Annotated in this window: 17 protein-coding genes; 6 read left to right on the top strand and 11 right to left on the bottom strand. The window is 42.5% G+C overall.

The genetic code is table 11. The annotated features are described in order from the left end of the window. Positions 1–183: 183 nt before the first annotated feature. A complete protein-coding gene (sbcC, locus tag C7B70_RS08000; protein ID WP_106368537.1) occupies positions 184–3,210 on the top strand; it encodes an exonuclease subunit SbcC in 3,027 nt (1,008 codons plus the stop codon). A gap of 40 nt (positions 3,211–3,250) precedes the next feature. Beyond that, positions 3,251–4,618, top strand: coding sequence for a serine/threonine-protein kinase (locus C7B70_RS07995; protein WP_106368536.1), 1,368 nt, complete (start codon positions 3,251–3,253; stop codon positions 4,616–4,618). Here C7B70_RS07995 and C7B70_RS07990 read toward each other — a convergent pair. Continuing rightward, the gene (locus C7B70_RS07990; protein ID WP_106368535.1) at positions 4,551–6,701 is read right to left on the bottom strand and encodes a hypothetical protein; all 2,151 of its coding nucleotides are present in this window, start codon (positions 6,699–6,701) and stop codon (positions 4,551–4,553) included. The two genes, C7B70_RS07995 and C7B70_RS07990, sit on opposite strands and share 68 nt — an antisense overlap. Positions 6,702–6,786: 85 nt before the next feature. On the opposite strand from C7B70_RS07990, the gene C7B70_RS07985 reads away from it, so the two are divergent. Continuing rightward, positions 6,787–8,124 (top strand): proton extrusion protein PcxA, encoded by a 1,338-nt coding sequence (locus C7B70_RS07985; RefSeq protein ID WP_106368534.1) that lies wholly within the window; start codon positions 6,787–6,789, stop codon positions 8,122–8,124. 4 nt (positions 8,125–8,128) lie between these two features. On the opposite strand, the gene C7B70_RS07980 is transcribed toward C7B70_RS07985, so the two are convergent. Then, a complete protein-coding gene (locus tag C7B70_RS07980) occupies positions 8,129–8,761 on the bottom strand; it encodes a hypothetical protein (RefSeq protein WP_106368533.1) in 633 nt (210 codons plus the stop codon). Between the two features lie 184 nt (positions 8,762–8,945). Between C7B70_RS07980 and cobU the strand changes: the two genes are divergently transcribed. Together cobU and menB are read left to right on the top strand one after the other, a co-directional pair. Then, a complete protein-coding gene (gene cobU / locus C7B70_RS07975) occupies positions 8,946–9,497 on the top strand; it encodes a bifunctional adenosylcobinamide kinase/adenosylcobinamide-phosphate guanylyltransferase (RefSeq protein WP_106368532.1) in 552 nt (183 codons plus the stop codon). 66 nt (positions 9,498–9,563) lie between these two features. Then, positions 9,564–10,397 carry a 1,4-dihydroxy-2-naphthoyl-CoA synthase gene (gene menB / locus C7B70_RS07970; protein WP_106368531.1) on the top strand — a complete coding sequence of 278 codons (834 nt, stop codon included), beginning with the start codon at positions 9,564–9,566 and terminating at the stop codon, positions 10,395–10,397. A 4-nt stretch (positions 10,398–10,401) separates the two neighbouring features. Here the strand turns inward: menB and C7B70_RS07965 are convergent, their stop codons facing one another. The 9 genes from C7B70_RS07965 to C7B70_RS07925 form a co-directional block, all read right to left on the bottom strand. Next, complete coding sequence (locus C7B70_RS07965; protein WP_106368530.1) at positions 10,402–10,884, bottom strand: hypothetical protein; 483 nt, start codon at positions 10,882–10,884, stop codon at positions 10,402–10,404. A gap of 21 nt (positions 10,885–10,905) precedes the next feature. Next, complete coding sequence (locus tag C7B70_RS07960) at positions 10,906–11,829, bottom strand: NAD(+) kinase (RefSeq protein WP_106368529.1); 924 nt, start codon at positions 11,827–11,829, stop codon at positions 10,906–10,908. 4 nt (positions 11,830–11,833) lie between these two features. After that, positions 11,834–12,139 (bottom strand): NADH-quinone oxidoreductase subunit NuoK, encoded by a 306-nt coding sequence (gene nuoK, locus C7B70_RS07955; RefSeq protein WP_106368528.1) that lies wholly within the window; start codon positions 12,137–12,139, stop codon positions 11,834–11,836. 38 nt (positions 12,140–12,177) lie between these two features. After that, the gene (locus C7B70_RS07950) at positions 12,178–12,813 is read right to left on the bottom strand and encodes an NADH-quinone oxidoreductase subunit J (RefSeq protein ID WP_106368527.1); all 636 of its coding nucleotides are present in this window, start codon (positions 12,811–12,813) and stop codon (positions 12,178–12,180) included. A gap of 66 nt (positions 12,814–12,879) precedes the next feature. Continuing rightward, entirely contained in the window at positions 12,880–13,473 is a 594-nt protein-coding gene (gene ndhI, locus C7B70_RS07945; protein WP_106368526.1) for an NAD(P)H-quinone oxidoreductase subunit I, read from the bottom strand. A gap of 35 nt (positions 13,474–13,508) precedes the next feature. Next, positions 13,509–14,627, bottom strand: a complete 1,119-nt coding sequence (gene nuoH / locus C7B70_RS07940) for an NADH-quinone oxidoreductase subunit NuoH (protein ID WP_106368525.1) — start codon at positions 14,625–14,627, stop codon at positions 13,509–13,511. Between the two features lie 172 nt (positions 14,628–14,799). Further along, positions 14,800–15,936, bottom strand: a complete 1,137-nt coding sequence (locus C7B70_RS07935; RefSeq protein WP_106368524.1) for a citrate synthase — start codon at positions 15,934–15,936, stop codon at positions 14,800–14,802. An 85-nt stretch (positions 15,937–16,021) separates the two neighbouring features. Then, a complete protein-coding gene (gene rsmA, locus C7B70_RS07930) occupies positions 16,022–16,822 on the bottom strand; it encodes a 16S rRNA (adenine(1518)-N(6)/adenine(1519)-N(6))-dimethyltransferase RsmA (protein ID WP_106368523.1) in 801 nt (266 codons plus the stop codon). Next, entirely contained in the window at positions 16,816–17,415 is a 600-nt protein-coding gene (locus C7B70_RS07925; protein ID WP_106368522.1) for a DNA-3-methyladenine glycosylase, read from the bottom strand. Before C7B70_RS07925 ends, rsmA begins: the two co-directional genes overlap by 7 nt. A gap of 89 nt (positions 17,416–17,504) precedes the next feature. Between C7B70_RS07925 and C7B70_RS28290 the strand changes: the two genes are divergently transcribed. Then, entirely contained in the window at positions 17,505–17,627 is a 123-nt protein-coding gene (locus C7B70_RS28290; RefSeq protein WP_255409317.1) for a hypothetical protein, read from the top strand. The last annotated feature ends 168 nt before the right edge of the window (positions 17,628–17,795 follow it).

Genomic DNA, 17,795 nt, shown 5'->3' with positions numbered 1-17,795 from the left:
GGGTCGAAACACGGCAAGACTCCCAGGAGTTTTTTTGTGTGGATTTATCGGCGATCGCCTTCCTAGCATTAAGAATTGTAAAATTGAGAGCCAAATAGCTAGAATCCTTGTTGCTCAATAGATAGACTAGGCAACAGTGCATATGTACTGTTTTGACCCAAGGTAGATGGCGCTTGAGCTTGGATGATTCCTGTACAACTAACTTTAAAAAACTTTTTGAGCTACAGCGATGCCACCTTAGATTTTAATGGGTTGCATACAGCTTGTATTTGTGGTGCTAATGGTGCGGGTAAGTCTTCTCTATTAGAAGCGATAACCTGGGCCATTTGGGGAGAAAGTCGCGCCTCTAGTGAAGATGATGTAATTCAAACCGGAGCTAAAGAGGTTCGAGTTGATTTTGTTTTTACAAGCTTCAACCAAATATATCGAGTAATTCGCACTCGCTACCGGGGACAAAGTAGCTCTTTAGAGTTTCAAGTTGATACACCGAGCGGATTTAAAGCTTTAACCGCTAAAGGTGTGCGCGCTACCCAGCAAGAGATATTAACTCATATCAAAATAGACTACGACACATTTATCAATTCGGCATACTTGCGCCAAGGTAGAGCCGACGAATTTATGCTCAAGCGTCCCAACGAGCGTAAAGAGATATTAGCAGAATTGTTGAAACTCAATCAATACGATGATTTGGAAGATCGGGCTAAAGATTTATCTCGCTCTTTTAAAGCACAAGCAGAACAAGTTGAGCGCTCCATTGAATCTATGCAGACTCAGTTGCAGCAACGCTTAGAAGTAGCGGCTTTAAGCACTCAGTTAGAAGAAAAAGTTAACTATCTGCAACAACAACAAGCTTACGACAATGTAAAAGTACAAAGCTTGCAAGTAGTGCAGCACCAAAGGCAAAATTGGGAGCAACAATTAGGTTTTTTGCGCCAACAACATCTTAACTTAAGTCAAGAAAGCAGCCGTTTAACTCAAGATCGAATCAACGTAGAAGGACAATTAGAAGCGATTAGAGAGCTATTAAGTCAAGAAAAGGCGATCGCATCTGGTTATCAAGAACATCAACGCCTGCAAGCTACCGAAGAAACCTTAGCAAGCAAATTTCACGAGCATTCCCGCGCCACCGTAGAGATGCAGCAATTGCAGCAGGAGAAAGCAGAGCAAATCAACTCTATTAATCGCCAGTTGCAAAACTCCGAAGGGCAATTAGTAGCTTTACAGCAGCAAGAGCAAGAAATTAACCAAACTTTGAGTAAAGCTGCTGAAGTTCAAAGCGCTTTAGCGCAACTTGCGGAAGCCAAAAATCGGTTACAGCAATTAGATAATTTACAACTGCAAGTATTGCCGCTTTTGCAACAACGCGCAGCGCTGCAACTTCAACTAGAACGACTGCAAGCGCGACTAAGTGCCAAAATAGAAGAACTCCAAGCTTCAGAAAGACAATTAAATACTAAACAACAACGTCAACCCCAACTGCAACAAGCGGTAACAGAAATCGGAAAGCAGATTGAGGTATTAGAGAAAAAACGGGTTTATTTAGAGAGAGTGCGCGAAAAAGGACAAGAGCGCCGTCAATTTATGGAGCGCCTGTTAGCCCGTCAAAGCGACTGTGAGAAGCTAATCGGGGAATTAGAGCAAAAAATGCAAATGTTGCAAAACCCTGATGCTAGTTGCCCATTATGCGATCGCCCTTTAGACGAACATCACTGGAATCGCGTAGTTCAAAAAACTCAAACCCAACAGCAAGATGTGCAAGAAAAGCTCTGGGTAGGTAAAGAGCAAATGGCAGCTTCAGACAGTGAAATTCAAGTATTGCGCCAAGAATATCGAGAATTAAATCAACAATTAGCCGATTATGATGCTTTACGAGAGCAAAGAGGACAATTAGCTGCCCAATTAACTGCAACTGGCGACGAAAAAGAGCGATTAAGCCAAATTGCCGTAGAAAAGCAGCAATTAGAAACAGCTTTAACTACGGGAAATTATGCCCCAGATCAGCAAATAGAATTGCGTCAATTAGAGGCGCAATTGCAAAAACTCAACTACAACGAGCAAGATCACGCCCTAGCACGGAGCGAAATCGAGCGGTGGCGCTGGGCGGAAATTCGTCAAGGGCAAATCAAAGATGCTCAAAAAAGGCAAGCGCAAATCGCCGCCCGTAAGCCAGAAATAGAGGCACAAATTGCCCAGTTGCAAGCCCAAATCGCTATTCAAGCAACTAATTCACCCATTGCTAGAAAAATTGCCACTTTAGAAAGTTCAATTCAAGAAATTGGTTACAATACCGAGCAACATAACGCCGTGCGAGTAGCATTAAGAAATTCTCAAGCTTGGCAATTGCGCTTTCAAGAGCTAAATTCTGCTCAGAAACAGTATCCCGAACTTCAAGAGCGGATCAAAGAATTAACTAAGGCGACAGAATCGAGACTTACAGAAAAGCAACTAATAGCAACACAAATAGACAGCCTAACTAAACAATTAGAAACTTCGCCTAATACTACGGTAGAAATTCAAGAATTAGAACAAAAGTTAGCCCAAGGGCGCAGGGAACTTGACGAAAACTTAAGCAAACTCGGCGGATTACAACAATTAGCGGCGCAACTACAAGCTTTGCAAGTTCAGTACGAGCAACAGCAACAGCAGTTGCAAGGAATTAAGCAACAATATCGCGTCTATCAAGAATTAGCTCAAGCTTTCGGTAAAAACGGCATTCAAGCGTTGATGATTGAGAATATATTGCCGCAATTAGAAGCAGAAACTAATCAATTACTGGCGCGACTAAGTGCAAACCAATTGCACGTTCAATTTGTGACTCAAAAAGCCGGAAAAGGTAGCAAAGCCGCCAAGAAAACAGCTAAATTGATCGATACCTTAGATATTTTAATTGCCGATGCGCGGGGAACAAGAGCTTACGAAACTTATTCAGGGGGAGAAGCTTTTAGAATCAACTTTGCTATTCGCCTAGCTTTAGCAAAACTCCTTGCTCAACGATCTGGTGCATCTCTGCAAATGTTGATTATCGATGAAGGCTTTGGGACGCAAGATCGGGAAGGATGCGATCGCCTAATTGCAGCAATAAATGCGATCGCTCCTGATTTTGCTTGTATTCTAGCCGTTACGCATATGCCGTATTTTAAAGAAGCCTTCAGTGCGCGAATTGAAGTGTATAAAGCGCAAACTGGCTCTCAAGTTAGATTGTCTACATAACCAGCCCATAAAGAGATAATAGAGTTTTAATAATTGTAAAATGTTAGAAGCAGAAACAATACTACAAGATCGTTATCAACTCAAACAAAAGTTAGGTGATAATCCTGCGCGTCAAACCTGGTTAGCCATAGATTCACAATTGCCAGACAATCCGCAAGTTGTAATTAAACTCTTAGCTTTTGGCGGACAAATACAGTGGGAAAACCTCAAACTATTTGAACGCGAAGCACAGGTACTCAAACAACTAAATCATCCTCATATTCCTAAGTATAGAGATTACTTTTGCATAGACGAGCGATCGTTGTGGTTTGCGCTAGTAGAAAACTATATTCCTGGTGCTTCTTTAAAAGAATTACTCAATCAAAACCAGAGATTTACCGAAAAACAAGTAACTAAAATAGCCTTTGATATACTAAATATTTTGCTATATCTGCATCAATTAAACCCTCCAGTATTGCATAGAGATATTAAGCCTAGTAATTTGATTATGGGAGAAGACGAGCAAGTTTATCTAGTAGATTTTGGAGCAGTACAAGATAGCGCCGCTAAAGAAGGAAGAACATTTACAGTAGTTGGAACTTACGGATATACACCAATTGAACAGTTTGGCGGTAGAGCAGTTCCCGCCTCAGATTTGTACGCCCTGGGAGCAACTTTAATTCATTTACTAACAGGTATTGCTCCGGCGGATTTGCCTCAAAAAGATTTTCGGATTCACTTTAGCGACAAAGTAAATATTAGCCCCGGTTTCGTGTTTTGGCTTGAACAATTGACAGACCCAAGTTTAGAAAGAAGATTTGGCAGTGTTAATCAAACTCTCGAAGCCTTGGCAAATCCTTCGCTGGGAAATCAAAGCAATTTGAGACGGCAATCATTTTATTTGGGCGCAAAAGTCCAGCGCCCAGACAACACTCAGGTTAAAATAAATAAATCTTTTTCACATTTAAAGATTCAAATAAAAGCATTAGGGGAAATACAATATCCAATTTTTATATTTTTAGCTCTGTACTTGACTACTGGAGTATTTTTCAGTTTTATAGCTGGGCTTGGCTCTCCAATATTATTAATAATAATTGGATTACTCTTTATTACTCCTGTTACTGCTAATACCATCAGCTATTATTTTGGCAACACAAAAATTGACTTTAATCCTGAAAGTTTAGAGATAAAAAGAAAATTATTTAAAATAACTTATCTTAAACACACAGAATTTATCGCCCATATTCAAGATATTTATGTAACCTACAACGGAAAACAAAAAGGTATAACTATTGCCTTCGGCCCTTACTTGAATCACTTTGTTAGACGTTCTTTTGGACGGACATTGAGCGAAGCTGAACTTATTTGGTTAGCTCAAGAGATTCGGGACTGGTTAGAGCTTCAGAAACAACGGGAAGCGAGGCATTAACTAAGTTTAATAATGGGCCTAGCTGCTCTTGTCCATTTACAGCTAATTCGCTATGACACAAGTAAACTCGCTCCTCCACCCGCCCTAATAAATCGCGGATAATTCTTTGCAAACGCTCCTCATCAGCCTCTCTAGCTTCCTCAGCTGTCCAAGGACGCGCAAATCGATGTTGCAAAAATAAATTAGCACCAAATAAAGTCGCCGCTCCACCACTCAACCACAAAGGAGAACCCGCATCTAACCAAAATTGCCAGCGATGACGCTGACGACTAGAGCGATATTGAAAGATAGTTGCTAAAGTAACAGCGCGACTTGCTGCACCAATAGGACGCACGGGGTAAGGATTGGCGGTAATAGTTCCTCGCCTAAGCAAGCTAATAAATTGAGCTATGGTAGCGTTTACGGGCGCGTCGCCCCCTTCAATTTGCCTCAATCTCATATCAACTTCCCAATAATGTTGAGCCGTCTCTAATAGCTCTCGCAGCGCTGCTACAAGGTCGTAAGGAAGATTGCTACCAGGCCATAAAAAATCTTGAATTGCTCGGTCTAGTAGCGAAATTGGACTAGGTAAAAGCCGCATCTCGTACTGAGAGCGCTGTTTTTCTATCCATGCCAATAGTTGCTCGTAAGCAGTAGTTGTAGTGTAGCCCAATCTATCCCAGCGATCGTAGGCTGCAAAGGGCAGCAAGTTCGGGCGATCGGGGTGAGGTTCAAAACACGCATCGGCAATTAAACCAGCCCTTATCGGGTCGATTTTGTAGGTGTTTTGAGTAGTTAAATCGGGACTGAGGACAACTAACATTTCGGCGATCGCATCTCTGTCTACCAATCGCCCTAAACCTGGGTAAACTAAGGTCAGCAAGGTTAGTAAGCCGCGAATTGCTGGATAACTATTTAAAGGACGCTGATCGTTTGTAGGCGCTACAGCAATGCCTTTTTTACGCAGAATTTCAACTAAACTATAACGGGCGATCGCATCTAAGCCCGGAGCAATTATCGCTATTTCTTGCGCCTGTACTACTCCCGATTCTACAGCGCGGGCGACTTCTTCCCCAGTTTCTCTAAGCAATTCGGCGCGGGAAGTAGTCGCAATTGTTTGTACACAGCTAGGTAAACTAACAAGCGTTAGTGGTTGGCTTACAACTTCCGTCATCAGTATAGCCACTTCTGCTAGAGTCTTTACGGGTGACGCTATTAAGGTTTCTACTTTTTTACAACGCGCAGCCAAACCCCCTAAATACTCAGGATCGGAGCCTAACCCCAATCTAATCGCCCCGTCAGGATTATAACTAAAAGCGCCTACAACTCCTCGATCTAGCAAAAAGTCAAATAAATGCCGCGCTACCCCCGGATAATCATCAACATCATCTGCTAGTAGATAACGATAGCGCCGTAATAAATGCTGCTGGTAATTTGGATCGGGTAATAAATATTGATAGTACAATTCGGTAATTATGCCGTAGGTTAATAAACCTCTCTCCATGCACCAACTCCGCCAATGTAGCAATAATTGAGCGTAGTCTATTCCCTCTACTTCATCTTCTAAGCCTTGGGCTAAAACTGTGGCAATATCTGACGTTGGCGTACCGCTATAAGCTGCTAATTGCAATAAGTCCAAAATGCGCCGCACCAACCGATACTCACCCACTCCCGCGATCATTCCCTCATCTAGTTTCCACAGTTTAGTTGCTAATTCTTGCTCGGTTTCTGGGCGCAGTCTTACAGGAAATTGCGCCTTGAGATTCAATAACCCAATCAACAACGGCCAATATAAAATTACCTCATCTTGCAAAAAACCCAAGGGTGTCTTGGCGCGAATAGGATATCTCCCACCAGTAGCGGCGACAAGGCGCTCTACTAAATCTTGGCGGTTGTCGTTATTTGCAGCAAAAACTAACACTGCTGGCTCGGTTTTTTGCCAATCTAACTTTGGCGGGATTTTTAGCGCTTTTTGCTTTGTGGGGTGAGATTGGCTATAGTTTTCGGCTTTTGACTCCATCCACAGACAGAATTGCTCTACTAAGCGCGTAGTTTTACCCGTATTACTCGAACCTGTTACCCAAACAGAATCTAATCGTACCAACTGTTACCTCGTAGATTTGCTAAGATCCCTCGTACATTAATGTAAGCTTAAAAATTGCCCGAATAAGGCTGGATAATTTTCTGCGATGAAAAAGTCTAGTTTGCTTTCTAATATATCTTCCTACTTACACGCTCTTTATCAACGCTACTTGCAAACTACCGAGCGAAGTCTCAACAGGGCCCATGAAGCTGCTTCCCTAATTAAGGCTATGGAAGACGAATACTTTAACGGTGAGCAGATCCCCGCTCAACACGCCTTGTATGGTAGCAGTGTGATGAATTATCTACACTCGGAACTTAACAAGTTTTTAAAAACTGTCCGCATGAGCTTAACAGAGTTTAATTTTAGCCGCTCGTGGTTTAGTAATTTTAATCAAAAAACCCTCAAACTAGCAAGAAATAATGGTTTGTCTATAGTTAATAATACTTTGGACATTCAATCTAAAACCTATGCTGATGCTGTTTTAGACAAACTAACTTTTATCGACCAAGTAGTAGGAAAATACACAGATATTAAAGAATATTCTGTAGATGTACCTCCGCAAGTTACCAATATTGAACGAATCGCTACTGATAATATTCCGCAAAAATCACCTCCACCTAAGTTAACTAAGCGCTCAGAGAGCAAGGCAGAAGAAACCAGTGTTTTGCCCCGCTCGATCCTCCGCACCCTCAATCGCTTAAAGATTGAATTAGACCCTAAATCTGAGGAAGATGTTGTCCAAAAGTTTCGTTATTCTCAAAGGCGAACTTTTGTATCCATAAAATTAGTTTTATTGCTAGTAATAGTACCTTTTTTGACTTTTCAATTATCAAAACATTTAATTGTTAGCCCAATAGTTGAGCGAGTAAGAAGCACCTCCGCATCAGAGATATTTCTTAATTATGAAATGGAAGAAAAAGCTTTAGAGCAAATGCAAAAATATGAGGAAAAGCTAAAGTTTGAGCAACTCTTAACTGGTACCGAATTTTCCCCACCATTTTTAGAAGAAAAAATTAAAGCTAAAGTAGGCGATATTGCTAAAATGTATCGGCATGAAAGCACCGATGCCATTGAAAACGTATTTGCTGATTTGTGTGCTTTAGCAGCTTTTATCTGGCTACTTATTACTAGCAAACGCGAGATTGCCATTCTCAAAGATTTTATCGACCAGGTAGTATATGGCTTAAGCGATAGTGCCAAAGCATTTATTATTATTTTATTTACAGATATTTTTGTGGGCTTCCATTCTCCTCACGGTTGGGAAGTAATTTTATCTGGTGTATCTCGTCATTTAGGACTACCTGAAAATCACAGTTTTATCTTCTTGTTTATTGCTACCTTTCCGGTAATATTAGACACTATATTTAAGTATTGGATCTTTCGCTATCTCAACAGAATTTCTCCTTCCGCCGTCGCTACCTATCGCAATATGAACGAGTAAATATTTACAGTGATTTAAGGCGGGTTTCTAAGTCGTATTTGCGGTTGAGTAATTGTAGTAGCTTTTCGTAACGGGCGATCGCTAAACTTACACTAGGCAACTGTTCAATAGGGCATGGATAAGACCACTGTTGACCTGTTAGACTTACACCATTGAGACGGTAGCAAGAGCGTGGAGCTTCACAAATTACCTGATCTTGTTGCAAGCTCCTAGCCGCCTTGACATACTCTAAAGGAGTCGCCACATCATCAACGGCTCCGTTGTCGTTACTTGGTGTCGATTCACAAGCATAGGATTCTAGCCAACCATCAACAATTGGCCCTTCCCTGTAAAGACTTTCAATTTGCTGGATAATTTGCTGTAAGTCCTGAGTAAAAGTAGGCGGCGTGGTTACTACTATAGGCTCCTCGGCTGGGGCATCTTCGCTAGTAGAATTGAATATAGGTAGATTAGGCGCTTGACGGTTTGGTTGTAGTGGTGGAATGGGTGCAGAAGCATCAGGTTGACTGGCTTTGCTCGTCTCGGAAGTAATACCTAGAGTGCTATCTAGATTTGAGGTGGCAGGGTGACTTTTAGAATTAGGGTTTTGTTCTAACTGTTGCAAGGCTGCCAAAATTTTGTTTAAATCTGCTTTCATAATTCAAACTAACCATAGCTAAAGCTTACAATTGGACAGCTATTCATGTTAATGTTTTGGCTGAATGTCTACTCGGTACAGGGTAATTTAGTTATTTTACCTTGCTATGGGTTGGTGCTAATTGTATCGAAGACGAACAATTAATTCAAAAATATTGGTAATTTGTACCTGCAACGACAATTCTATGGGCATTGTTTTAGTTACAGGGCCCGCTCGGTCGGGAAAAAGTGAATGGGCAGAAAATTTAGCACTTAAGTCAAATAATTGCGTCATCTATCTAGCCACCGCTTTAGTAAATCTTGAAGATTTGGACTGGGTAGAGCGCCTAAGCAAACATCAAAAACGTCGCCCAGAGCATTGGTTGACTTGGGAAGTACCCGAATTGCAATTAATCAGCGCGATCGCAACTTCTCCCGCCTCTAGTTGCCTATTGGTTGACTCTTTAGGTACTTGGGTGGCTGCTTTATTAGACAAAGACGCTACTCAATGGGAGCAAATTGTCCAAGAGTTGTTACTTACTTTGCGCGATCGTTGTAATCAAGAAATAATTTTTGTCGCCGAAGAAACAGGCTGGGGTGTCGTACCAGCCTATCCTAGTGGTAGAACCTTTCGCGATCGCCTGGGTAATTTAGTCCGACGCATAGGCGCGATTTCTGACAGCGTTTACTTAGTTACTGGGGGCTATGCGCTTAATCTCACTACTCTCGGTTCCCCCTTAATTAGTAGTCAAGACTAAATAGGTATTTGGCTCAAAGTCACTACCCGCGTTAAAATTCTGGGGCTAAAACGATGCGCCTTTACTATGACAATTATTTGGGAAACTGCCAAAACTTACGAAGATATCTTGTATCACAAAACTGATGGGATTGCCAAAATTACCATCAACCGTCCCCACAAGCGCAATGCCTTCCGCCCAAAAACAGTATTTGAGCTATACGATGCTTTTGTTGATGCTAGAGAAGATACAAGTATTGGTGTAGTTTTATTTACTGGCTATGGTCCCCATACCGATGGCAAATACGCCTTTTGTTCGGGGGGCGATCAAAGCGTGCGCGGTGATGCTGGCTATATAGATGATGATGGCATTCCCCGCCTCAACGTTTTAGATTTGCAACGTCTAATTCGTTCTATGCCCAAAGTTATAATTGCCTTAGTAGCAGGCTATGCGATCGGTGGTGGTCACGTTTTACACCTAATCTGCGATCTTACTATTGCCGCCGATAACGCCATATTTGGGCAAACAGGCCCTAAAGTTGGTAGTTTTGATGGTGGTTTTGGTGCTAGTTATTTGGCGCGGATTGTCGGGCAAAAAAAAGCGCGGGAAATTTGGTATCTTTGTCGCCAATACACCGCTACTCAAGCTTTGGAAATGGGTTTAGTTAACTGCATCGTACCTGTGGAACAATTAGAAACCGAAGGCATCCAATGGGCAACAGAAATACTAGAAAAAAGCCCGATCGCTATTCGTTGTCTAAAGTCTGCTTTTAACGCCGATTGTGATGGACAAGCAGGGTTACAAGAACTCGCAGGCAATGCTACTATGCTCTACTACATGACTCAAGAAGGTGCGGAGGGCAAACAAGCATTTTTAGAAAAACGTCCCCCCAACTTTCGCTCTTTCCCTTGGTTGCCTTAAATCCTTACCTCGGTAACAGGTTTTGCAACTTTTGTTGCAAATAAGCCCCAAGGGGAAAATCTAAAAACTCAATTATTAACTGGGCAATAATGCCTAAATGCAATACAAAAGTTAACCCTGTCCAAAACACCGGAAACCAAGACAACGGGCTGCTAGGTACGGGCGGTCTAGCGTATACTGTGATACCAATTAAAGTAGTGGGCAAAATAACAAAGGCGATCGCGCCCAAAGTATAACCCCAACCTAGTTCTACATCTTTTAAGCGCCTGTCACTCCACGATTTGCCATTCCAGCGCCACATTAAAGGCGGCTGTCTATCAGCCATTTGCAACTGCTGGTTTTCATAGTCCGCAGTAAAAATATGACGGCAAAATTGACACGCCATAACTTCCATCAAAGGCATAGTCGAAATTTCACCTACAGCGCAAATTGGGCAAGGATAAACTTCTTGATCGCTAAGGTATCTAGCGTTGTTGAAATCTTGCATAGATAAATAATTTGGGTAAGTTCAATTATTGCGATGGTTATTATCGTAATGAATCCTCGCCCCCGCCCATTGGAGTTTTTCGCGCAAGGTTTGATAATAAGAATAGTTTTCTTCTAAAATAATAAACTTAGCTTGATGCTCAGACATCCTTACATCTACCCGTTGTCCGGGCCAAATAGATGTACCTAAAACACTATCAGTCCATAACTTAGTATTAAGCTCGTAATCGGCTAAGGGCCAAACGCTAACGACAGAACCCGCAGGCAAAATCAACGGACGGCTAGAAAGACTCATCGGACAAATAGGCGTAACGATAATGGCTTTCATGCCATCATGCACTATCGGCCCGTTAGCAGATACAGTATAGCCTGTAGTACCTGTGGGCGTAGCAATAATTAACCCATCACCTTGATACTGATCGACGATTTCCCCATCAATATCCATTTCTAAAATAGATGTAATCATCCGGTCAGCCGAGGCGGGTTTAATGCACATTTCGTTGAGGGCGAGGTATGTATCGCTCATCAATTCGGTGTTAGTGCGATCGCCTTCATAAATTGCCGCCTGCAACATCATTCGTCTTTGAATAGCATAGCGATCTTCTAATAAACGCTGCCATACTTCTTCTGAACGCTTAAATTCCTCAAAAGCCTCCGTCAAAAAACCCAAATGTCCCCCCACATTCACCGCCAAAATCGGGATATTGTGAGGGGCTAAATGTCTGGCTGCTGTTAGTACCGTGCCATCTCCGCCTAATACTATCGCTAAATCGATTGGCTGGCTTGCAGAAGCTAAAAACACTGGATAAGGGTTATCTTTTGGCCCGCTTGGCCCCATGAGAATGCGGCAATTGAGGCTTTCTAATTGCCGCGCGCATTTCTCCGCCCATTGGCGACTTTGGGTATCGGCGGCTTTATGAGCAATAATAACCTGCTTTAACTCCACCCGATTACCACTTCAAAAGGTTAAATTGCTCCATATCCACCGTGTCGCGGTTACGATAAATAGTTAGCACGATCGCCAGACCTACCGCCGCCTCCGCCGCAGCTACCGTTAGCACAAATACTGTAAATACTTGTCCTTTAATTTCTTGAGCATCTAAGTAGTTTGAAAATGCCATCAAATTCAAATTCACCGCATTTAGCAGCAATTCTATAGACATCAATACTCTGACGGCATTTCGGCTAGTAATTAAGCCAAAAATGCCAATACAAAATAAAGCCGCCGCTACTAATAAAAAGTATTCTAGTTGCATAGTTTTCCTGCTTTTTTACTGACTTGTAAGCACCTAAATTATCCGCGCCGCCCGTCGTCAAGGCTGCTAGTTTTATCGCTAGATACGCCGACAAGTTCTCTGGGACGTTCTGCCAAAGTTAAAATTGGCTGTTCTTTGTTAGGTGACATGGTTTGATCAGGCAAAAATTCGCGCCGTGCGAGGATAATTGCCCCCACCATAGCGATTAGTAAGAGAATTGAAGCAAGTTCAAAGGGCAACAAAAAGTCTGTAAACAAATGCTCCCCAATGATAATAGTTGAGCTAGTACCCGGTATCATAGTGGGCGAAAGCTGCCAAGGGGTAGCCAAAATCATTGCGCTCAACAAGCTAAATATGCCTGCACTAACTACGGCGGTTAGCGTTGGACGTAGCCAAGCATTATTTAAAGGCTTAAAAGTTTCGCGTTTGTTTACTAGCATGATTGCAAATAAAATCAATACGTTGACTGCCCCGATATAAATTAAGACTTGGGCGGCGGCTACAAAGTCAGCATTGAGCAATAAATACATCCCCGCAATGCTAATAAATACGCCTCCAAGTAAAAAGGCAGAGTAAACGATGTTAGGCAGTAGCACTACTCCCAAGGCTGCGGCAAGGGTCATTACTGCCAAAATGCCGAACGAAACAATTTGTACGCCTTCTGCTAAATTCACTTTTTTATTAGTCTCCTGATTGGCTAGTAGTTTTGAGCCTATTGATAACAGACTCAAAACTTAAAACTATTTCGTTACTGGTTTTTCTTGCGCGGCAATTTCTTCGGGCATCTTACCAACACGAAGGCTATCCTTGGGCAAATTGTGGGGTTCTAAAACGCCTTTGGGTAAGTACACAAATTCGCGCAGTGGTGTCACCATCGGATCGTCGGTGACTTTGTAAGGCAAACGGCCCAAGGCTACGCTGTCATAATTTAACTCGTGGCGATCGTAGGTAGAAAGGTCGTATTCCTCAGTCATTGATAAACAATTCGTCGGGCAATACTCTACGCAGTTACCGCAAAAAATACAAACACCAAAATCAATGCTGTAATGGTTGAGTTTTTTCTTTTTGCTGGCTTTGTCAAATTCCCAATCAACTACAGGCAAATTAATCGGGCATACTCTAACGCAAACTTCGCAAGAAATGCACTTATCAAATTCAAAATGAATCCGTCCGCGAAACCGCTCTGAAGGAATCAGTTTTTCGTAAGGATACTGTACGGTAATCGGTCGGCGCTGCATATGGTCAAAGGTGACAGATAGCCCTTGACCGATGTATCGGGCAGCTTGTACCGTTTCTTTGGCATAATCGCCAACTTGCTTAAGAAACTTGAACATAGGTAGTGTCTCTCTCTAATTTTTCCGAAGTCGGGCTAACCACCAAAAGCAACGGGAAAGGTTAATTTTAAGGCGGCGGTGAGGAGTAAGTTAGCTAAACCTACAGGTAGTAAAAACTTCCATCCTAAATCTAACAATTGATCGATGCGAACTCTCGGTACAGTCCAACGCAGCAAAATCGCCACAAATATCAAAAAGTAAGCTTTTAATACCGTCATAGTGATGCCCAAAGAAGCATCAATTAGCTGTAGCCAAGAACTTGTTTCACTGACTCCGAACAAGTTAGCTAATAATTCAATGGGAACTGGAAAATCCCAACCACCCAAATATAAAACTGCTACTAGCAAAGAAGAAAGTACCAAGTTTACATAAGAGCCTAAGTAAAAAAGCCCGAACTTCATCCCCGCGTATTCGGTTTGATAGCCTGCTACTAACTCCTCCTCAGCTTCTGGTAAGTCAAAGGGCATCCGTTCGCATTCGGCAAGTACGGAGATCCAAAAGATAATAAAACCGATAGGCTGTCGCCATACATTCCAGCCCAAAATTCCGTAACCTGACTGTTGATTAACAATGTCAATGGTACTAAGGCTATTAGACATCATCACGATCGCAAGTACCGCCAATGATAGGGGTATTTCGTAACTAATCGACTGGGCGGCGGCTCTTAACCCTCCTAAGAGGGAGTATTTATTATTAGAGGAGTAACCCGCCATTAGTAAGCCAATCGGCTGAATGCTAGATAAAGCAATCCATAAAAATATCCCTGTACCGACATCGGTAATTACAAGATTCTGCCCAAAAGGTACTACCAAGAAAGACACAAATACTGGAATTACAACAATAATTGGCCCTAAAGTAAATAGCAGAGAATCGGCTTTTGCTGGTACTACATCTTCCTTAAAAACTAGCTTTAATCCATCAGCCACCGGAGCAAGTAACCCAAAAGGGCCCATAAAATCAGGGCCGATTCGTTGCTGGGCGGCGGCGGAGATTTTTCGCTCTAGCCAGGTAGTAACTAATACCCCTACGGTTGCCCCAATAATCATTAATATCATTGGTAATGGCATCCAAATAGCTTTAGCTGTACCCGCAGGTAAGCCTAGCTGGATTAGAGATTCAATAAAGGTTCCTTGGAGGTCTACGCCTGAATTCATGTTTACGCTCTTCACATCAAAGGTTTAAGTTATTTACACTCTTAGAGCTGACGGCTAAAGCTTGTAAATTTACTTTGTGTTTGGTTGTCTAAACTAACAAAAACGAGAGTAAAGATTTTTTACACATTCCACTGCTTAGTATATCCTTGCCTAGAGAAGTTAATTACACCGTTTATCGCTGCTCAATCGGCACATAAAGTTCTTTGTGCAACCCACTATAAACTTGGCTGGGGCGAAAAATTCGGTTTTCTGCTAGTTGTTCTTTCCAATGAGCCAACCATCCCGCTACACGAGCGATCGCAAATACTGGCGTAAATAAATCGGTGGGAATCCCTAACTTTCGGTACACTAAACCTGAGTAAAAGTCAACATTTGGGTAAATTCCTTTATGACCGAGTTTTTCAGCAACTACTTGTTCCATCTCTAAAGCAAGATCGTAGTATTTATCATGCCCAAACTTCTCAAACAGTTGCTCTGCTAGGTTTTGCAAAATAGTTGCTCTGGGATCTTTGACTTTATACACGCGATGACCAAAGCCCATAATTTTTGCTTTGCGTTGCAATCGGTCTTCTATGTAAGGGCGGACGTTTTCTATCGAGCCAATTTCTTCTAACATCCCGATTACTTCCTCATTTGCGCCGCCATGTAAAGGGCCGCCCAACGTACCAACGGCGGAAGCAACCACCGCGTAAGGATCGGTCAAAGTTGAAGCTGTAACTCTGGCGCTAAAAGTTGAGGCATTCATTGTATGCTCGGCGTGCAAGGTGAGGCAAATATCTAAAATCCGCGCCGATAAGGGATCGGGTTCTTTTTCACTGAGCATATAGAGAAAGTTGGCGGAGTAATCCAAGTCATCGCGCGGGCGCACCGGATCGTTACCTTTACGCATGAGTTGAAAGGCGGCCACCATTGTCGGAATTGTGGCTAAAAGGCGCACCACCGCATCGCGGATGTAAACAGGGTTATCTAGGTCGCGGCGCGAGTAGAATAAGCCCAAAGCGGCGGCGGAGGCTTGCAACGCATCCATTGGGTGTCCGCTTTCGGGAAAACATTTCATCATGTCTCGAATCCGATACTTGATCCGGCGATGGTAACGAACTTCATGCTCAAACTCGGCAAGTTCTTGTGTGGTTGGTAGTTTACCCCAAATTAGTAAGTAAGACGTTTCTAAGAATGTACTTTTTTCGGCTAATTCTTCAATACGGATGCCCCGATATTCAAGTATTCCCAGTTGTCCATCGACACAGCTAATACTCGATTCGGCGGCGGGTATGCCTTCCAATCCGGGCTTAAATTCGCATAGAGACATAGCTACACCAGCAAAAATTAATAATCACTAAATAATACTTCGGCTAACTTATCAGAATCTGCTGCAACTATTGCATTTTTTCTTTTTAAAGTTCTAGGCGATCGCTCAAAGTCACCCATTGAGCTACACTCAAATCCTCCGCGCGAGCTTGGGGGTTGATTTCTAATTGTTCTAGCAATTGAGTAAGTTTCTCTCGCTCTACTACAGAAATCAGATTATTTCTCAACATTTTGCGCTTAGTGGCAAAACCTAGCTTTACCAAAGTCTCCAACTTTTGCGGATTAGTTGCTGGGGGTAGTGTTTGCCGAGGACGCAGCCGCACAACGGCTGAATCTACTTTTGGCGGTGGCGAAAAGCAGTGCGCGGGGACAGGACAAACTAATTCACATTCTGCCAAATACTGAACTCGCACCGATAGCGCCCCAAAAGCTCTGTTACCGGGTTTGGCGTACAATCGCTCGGCGACTTCTTTTTGCACCAATATTACAATCGAGTCAAAGTTTTGCGCGGGTGGGATGGAAATTTTCCCCAGCAACTTTTCTAAAATTGGCCCTGTAATATTGTAAGGAATATTTGCCACTACTTTATTAAGATTGGCGCAGGCGGCGTAATCTGGCAATTGTAGACTGAGAATATCTCCTTGCAACAGTAAAAAGTTGCTAACTTTACCGAGTTGCTTTGCTAGTAAACCGCACAAATCGCGGTCAATTTCCACGGCAACTACCGATTCAGCTAGAGGTAACAATTGGCGAGTCAATACCCCTGTACCTGGCCCAATTTCTAAAATGCGATCGCTCTTTGTAATTTCTGCTGCTTTAATTATTTTTTGCAGCACCTTCTCGTTTTTTAGCCAATGTTGGGCAAAAATCTTCCGCGCTCTTACCACTTTGAAACCGCCGGACAATTTTTGATATACCACCGCCAAGGTAACTCTACACCTTTAGAAAGCCCAATGCGGGTAGTTTGGACAAAACCAATCTCTCCTGTTGCCAATTTGTTTATAAATTCCTCGCTGCGATGCTCTAACCATAGCGCCGAACCTGGCTGTAACGGACAAGCATTTAAACTGCGATCAATTTGCATTGCTCGACACAATTTCCCTGGCCCGGCGGCGAACTTGTGTAAGTTTTCCCCTTCTGGTACGTTTTCCAACTGCAAAGCCCGAATTAATACCGCACTTGGCACTCCATCAAGGTCTGTAACCACATTAAAGCAATGATAAATCCCATAAATTAAATAAATATAGCTGATTCCCGGCGCGCCAAAAACAACGCCATTGCGATCAGTACGACTTTTGTAAGCATGAAAAGCTGGATCTCCCGCCGCGTAAGCTTCCGTTTCGACTATTACTCCCCGGATAATTTGCCCATTCGGTAATTGACGTACCAAAACGCAGCCTAAAAGTAAGGGTGCAACTTCTGTTGCTGGACGCGCCAAAAAATTCGGTACAATTTGATTAAATACTGTTGAATTAAGCAAAGCAAATTAGCTAAAGTAACATTGCACGGTCTAGCTCAATTGTAATAATTACAAAGCAAGCAGTACAGTTATTACGGAGACAAGCAAAAATGGATATCAAGCTGATATTAGTAGGTTTAACGGTAGTATTTACAATCTCTTGCCTATTTTTTGGGACTAAAAATGGGTTTTATGACTCAAAAAACTATCATGGCAATGGTTCGGCTCATTGAATCCAAGCTACATAAAATTTAATGTTTTTCACCCCTCACTCGTGCCAGCTTGGAGAAGAAAAGGATCTGCTAGAGCAATAATTATTATTTTCTCTGGGGCGGGTGTGGTAATGCAAAAAACCTCAAGTTGGGCGCATTTTAAGAAGTTCAGACGCGTAATATCGGCAA

Origin of the sequence: Chlorogloea sp. CCALA 695 (genome assembly GCF_003003885.1) — a bacterium.
GTDB lineage: Bacteria > Cyanobacteriota > Cyanobacteriia > Cyanobacteriales > Chroococcidiopsidaceae > Aliterella.
This window is presented reverse-complemented; position numbering and strand designations above follow the sequence as displayed.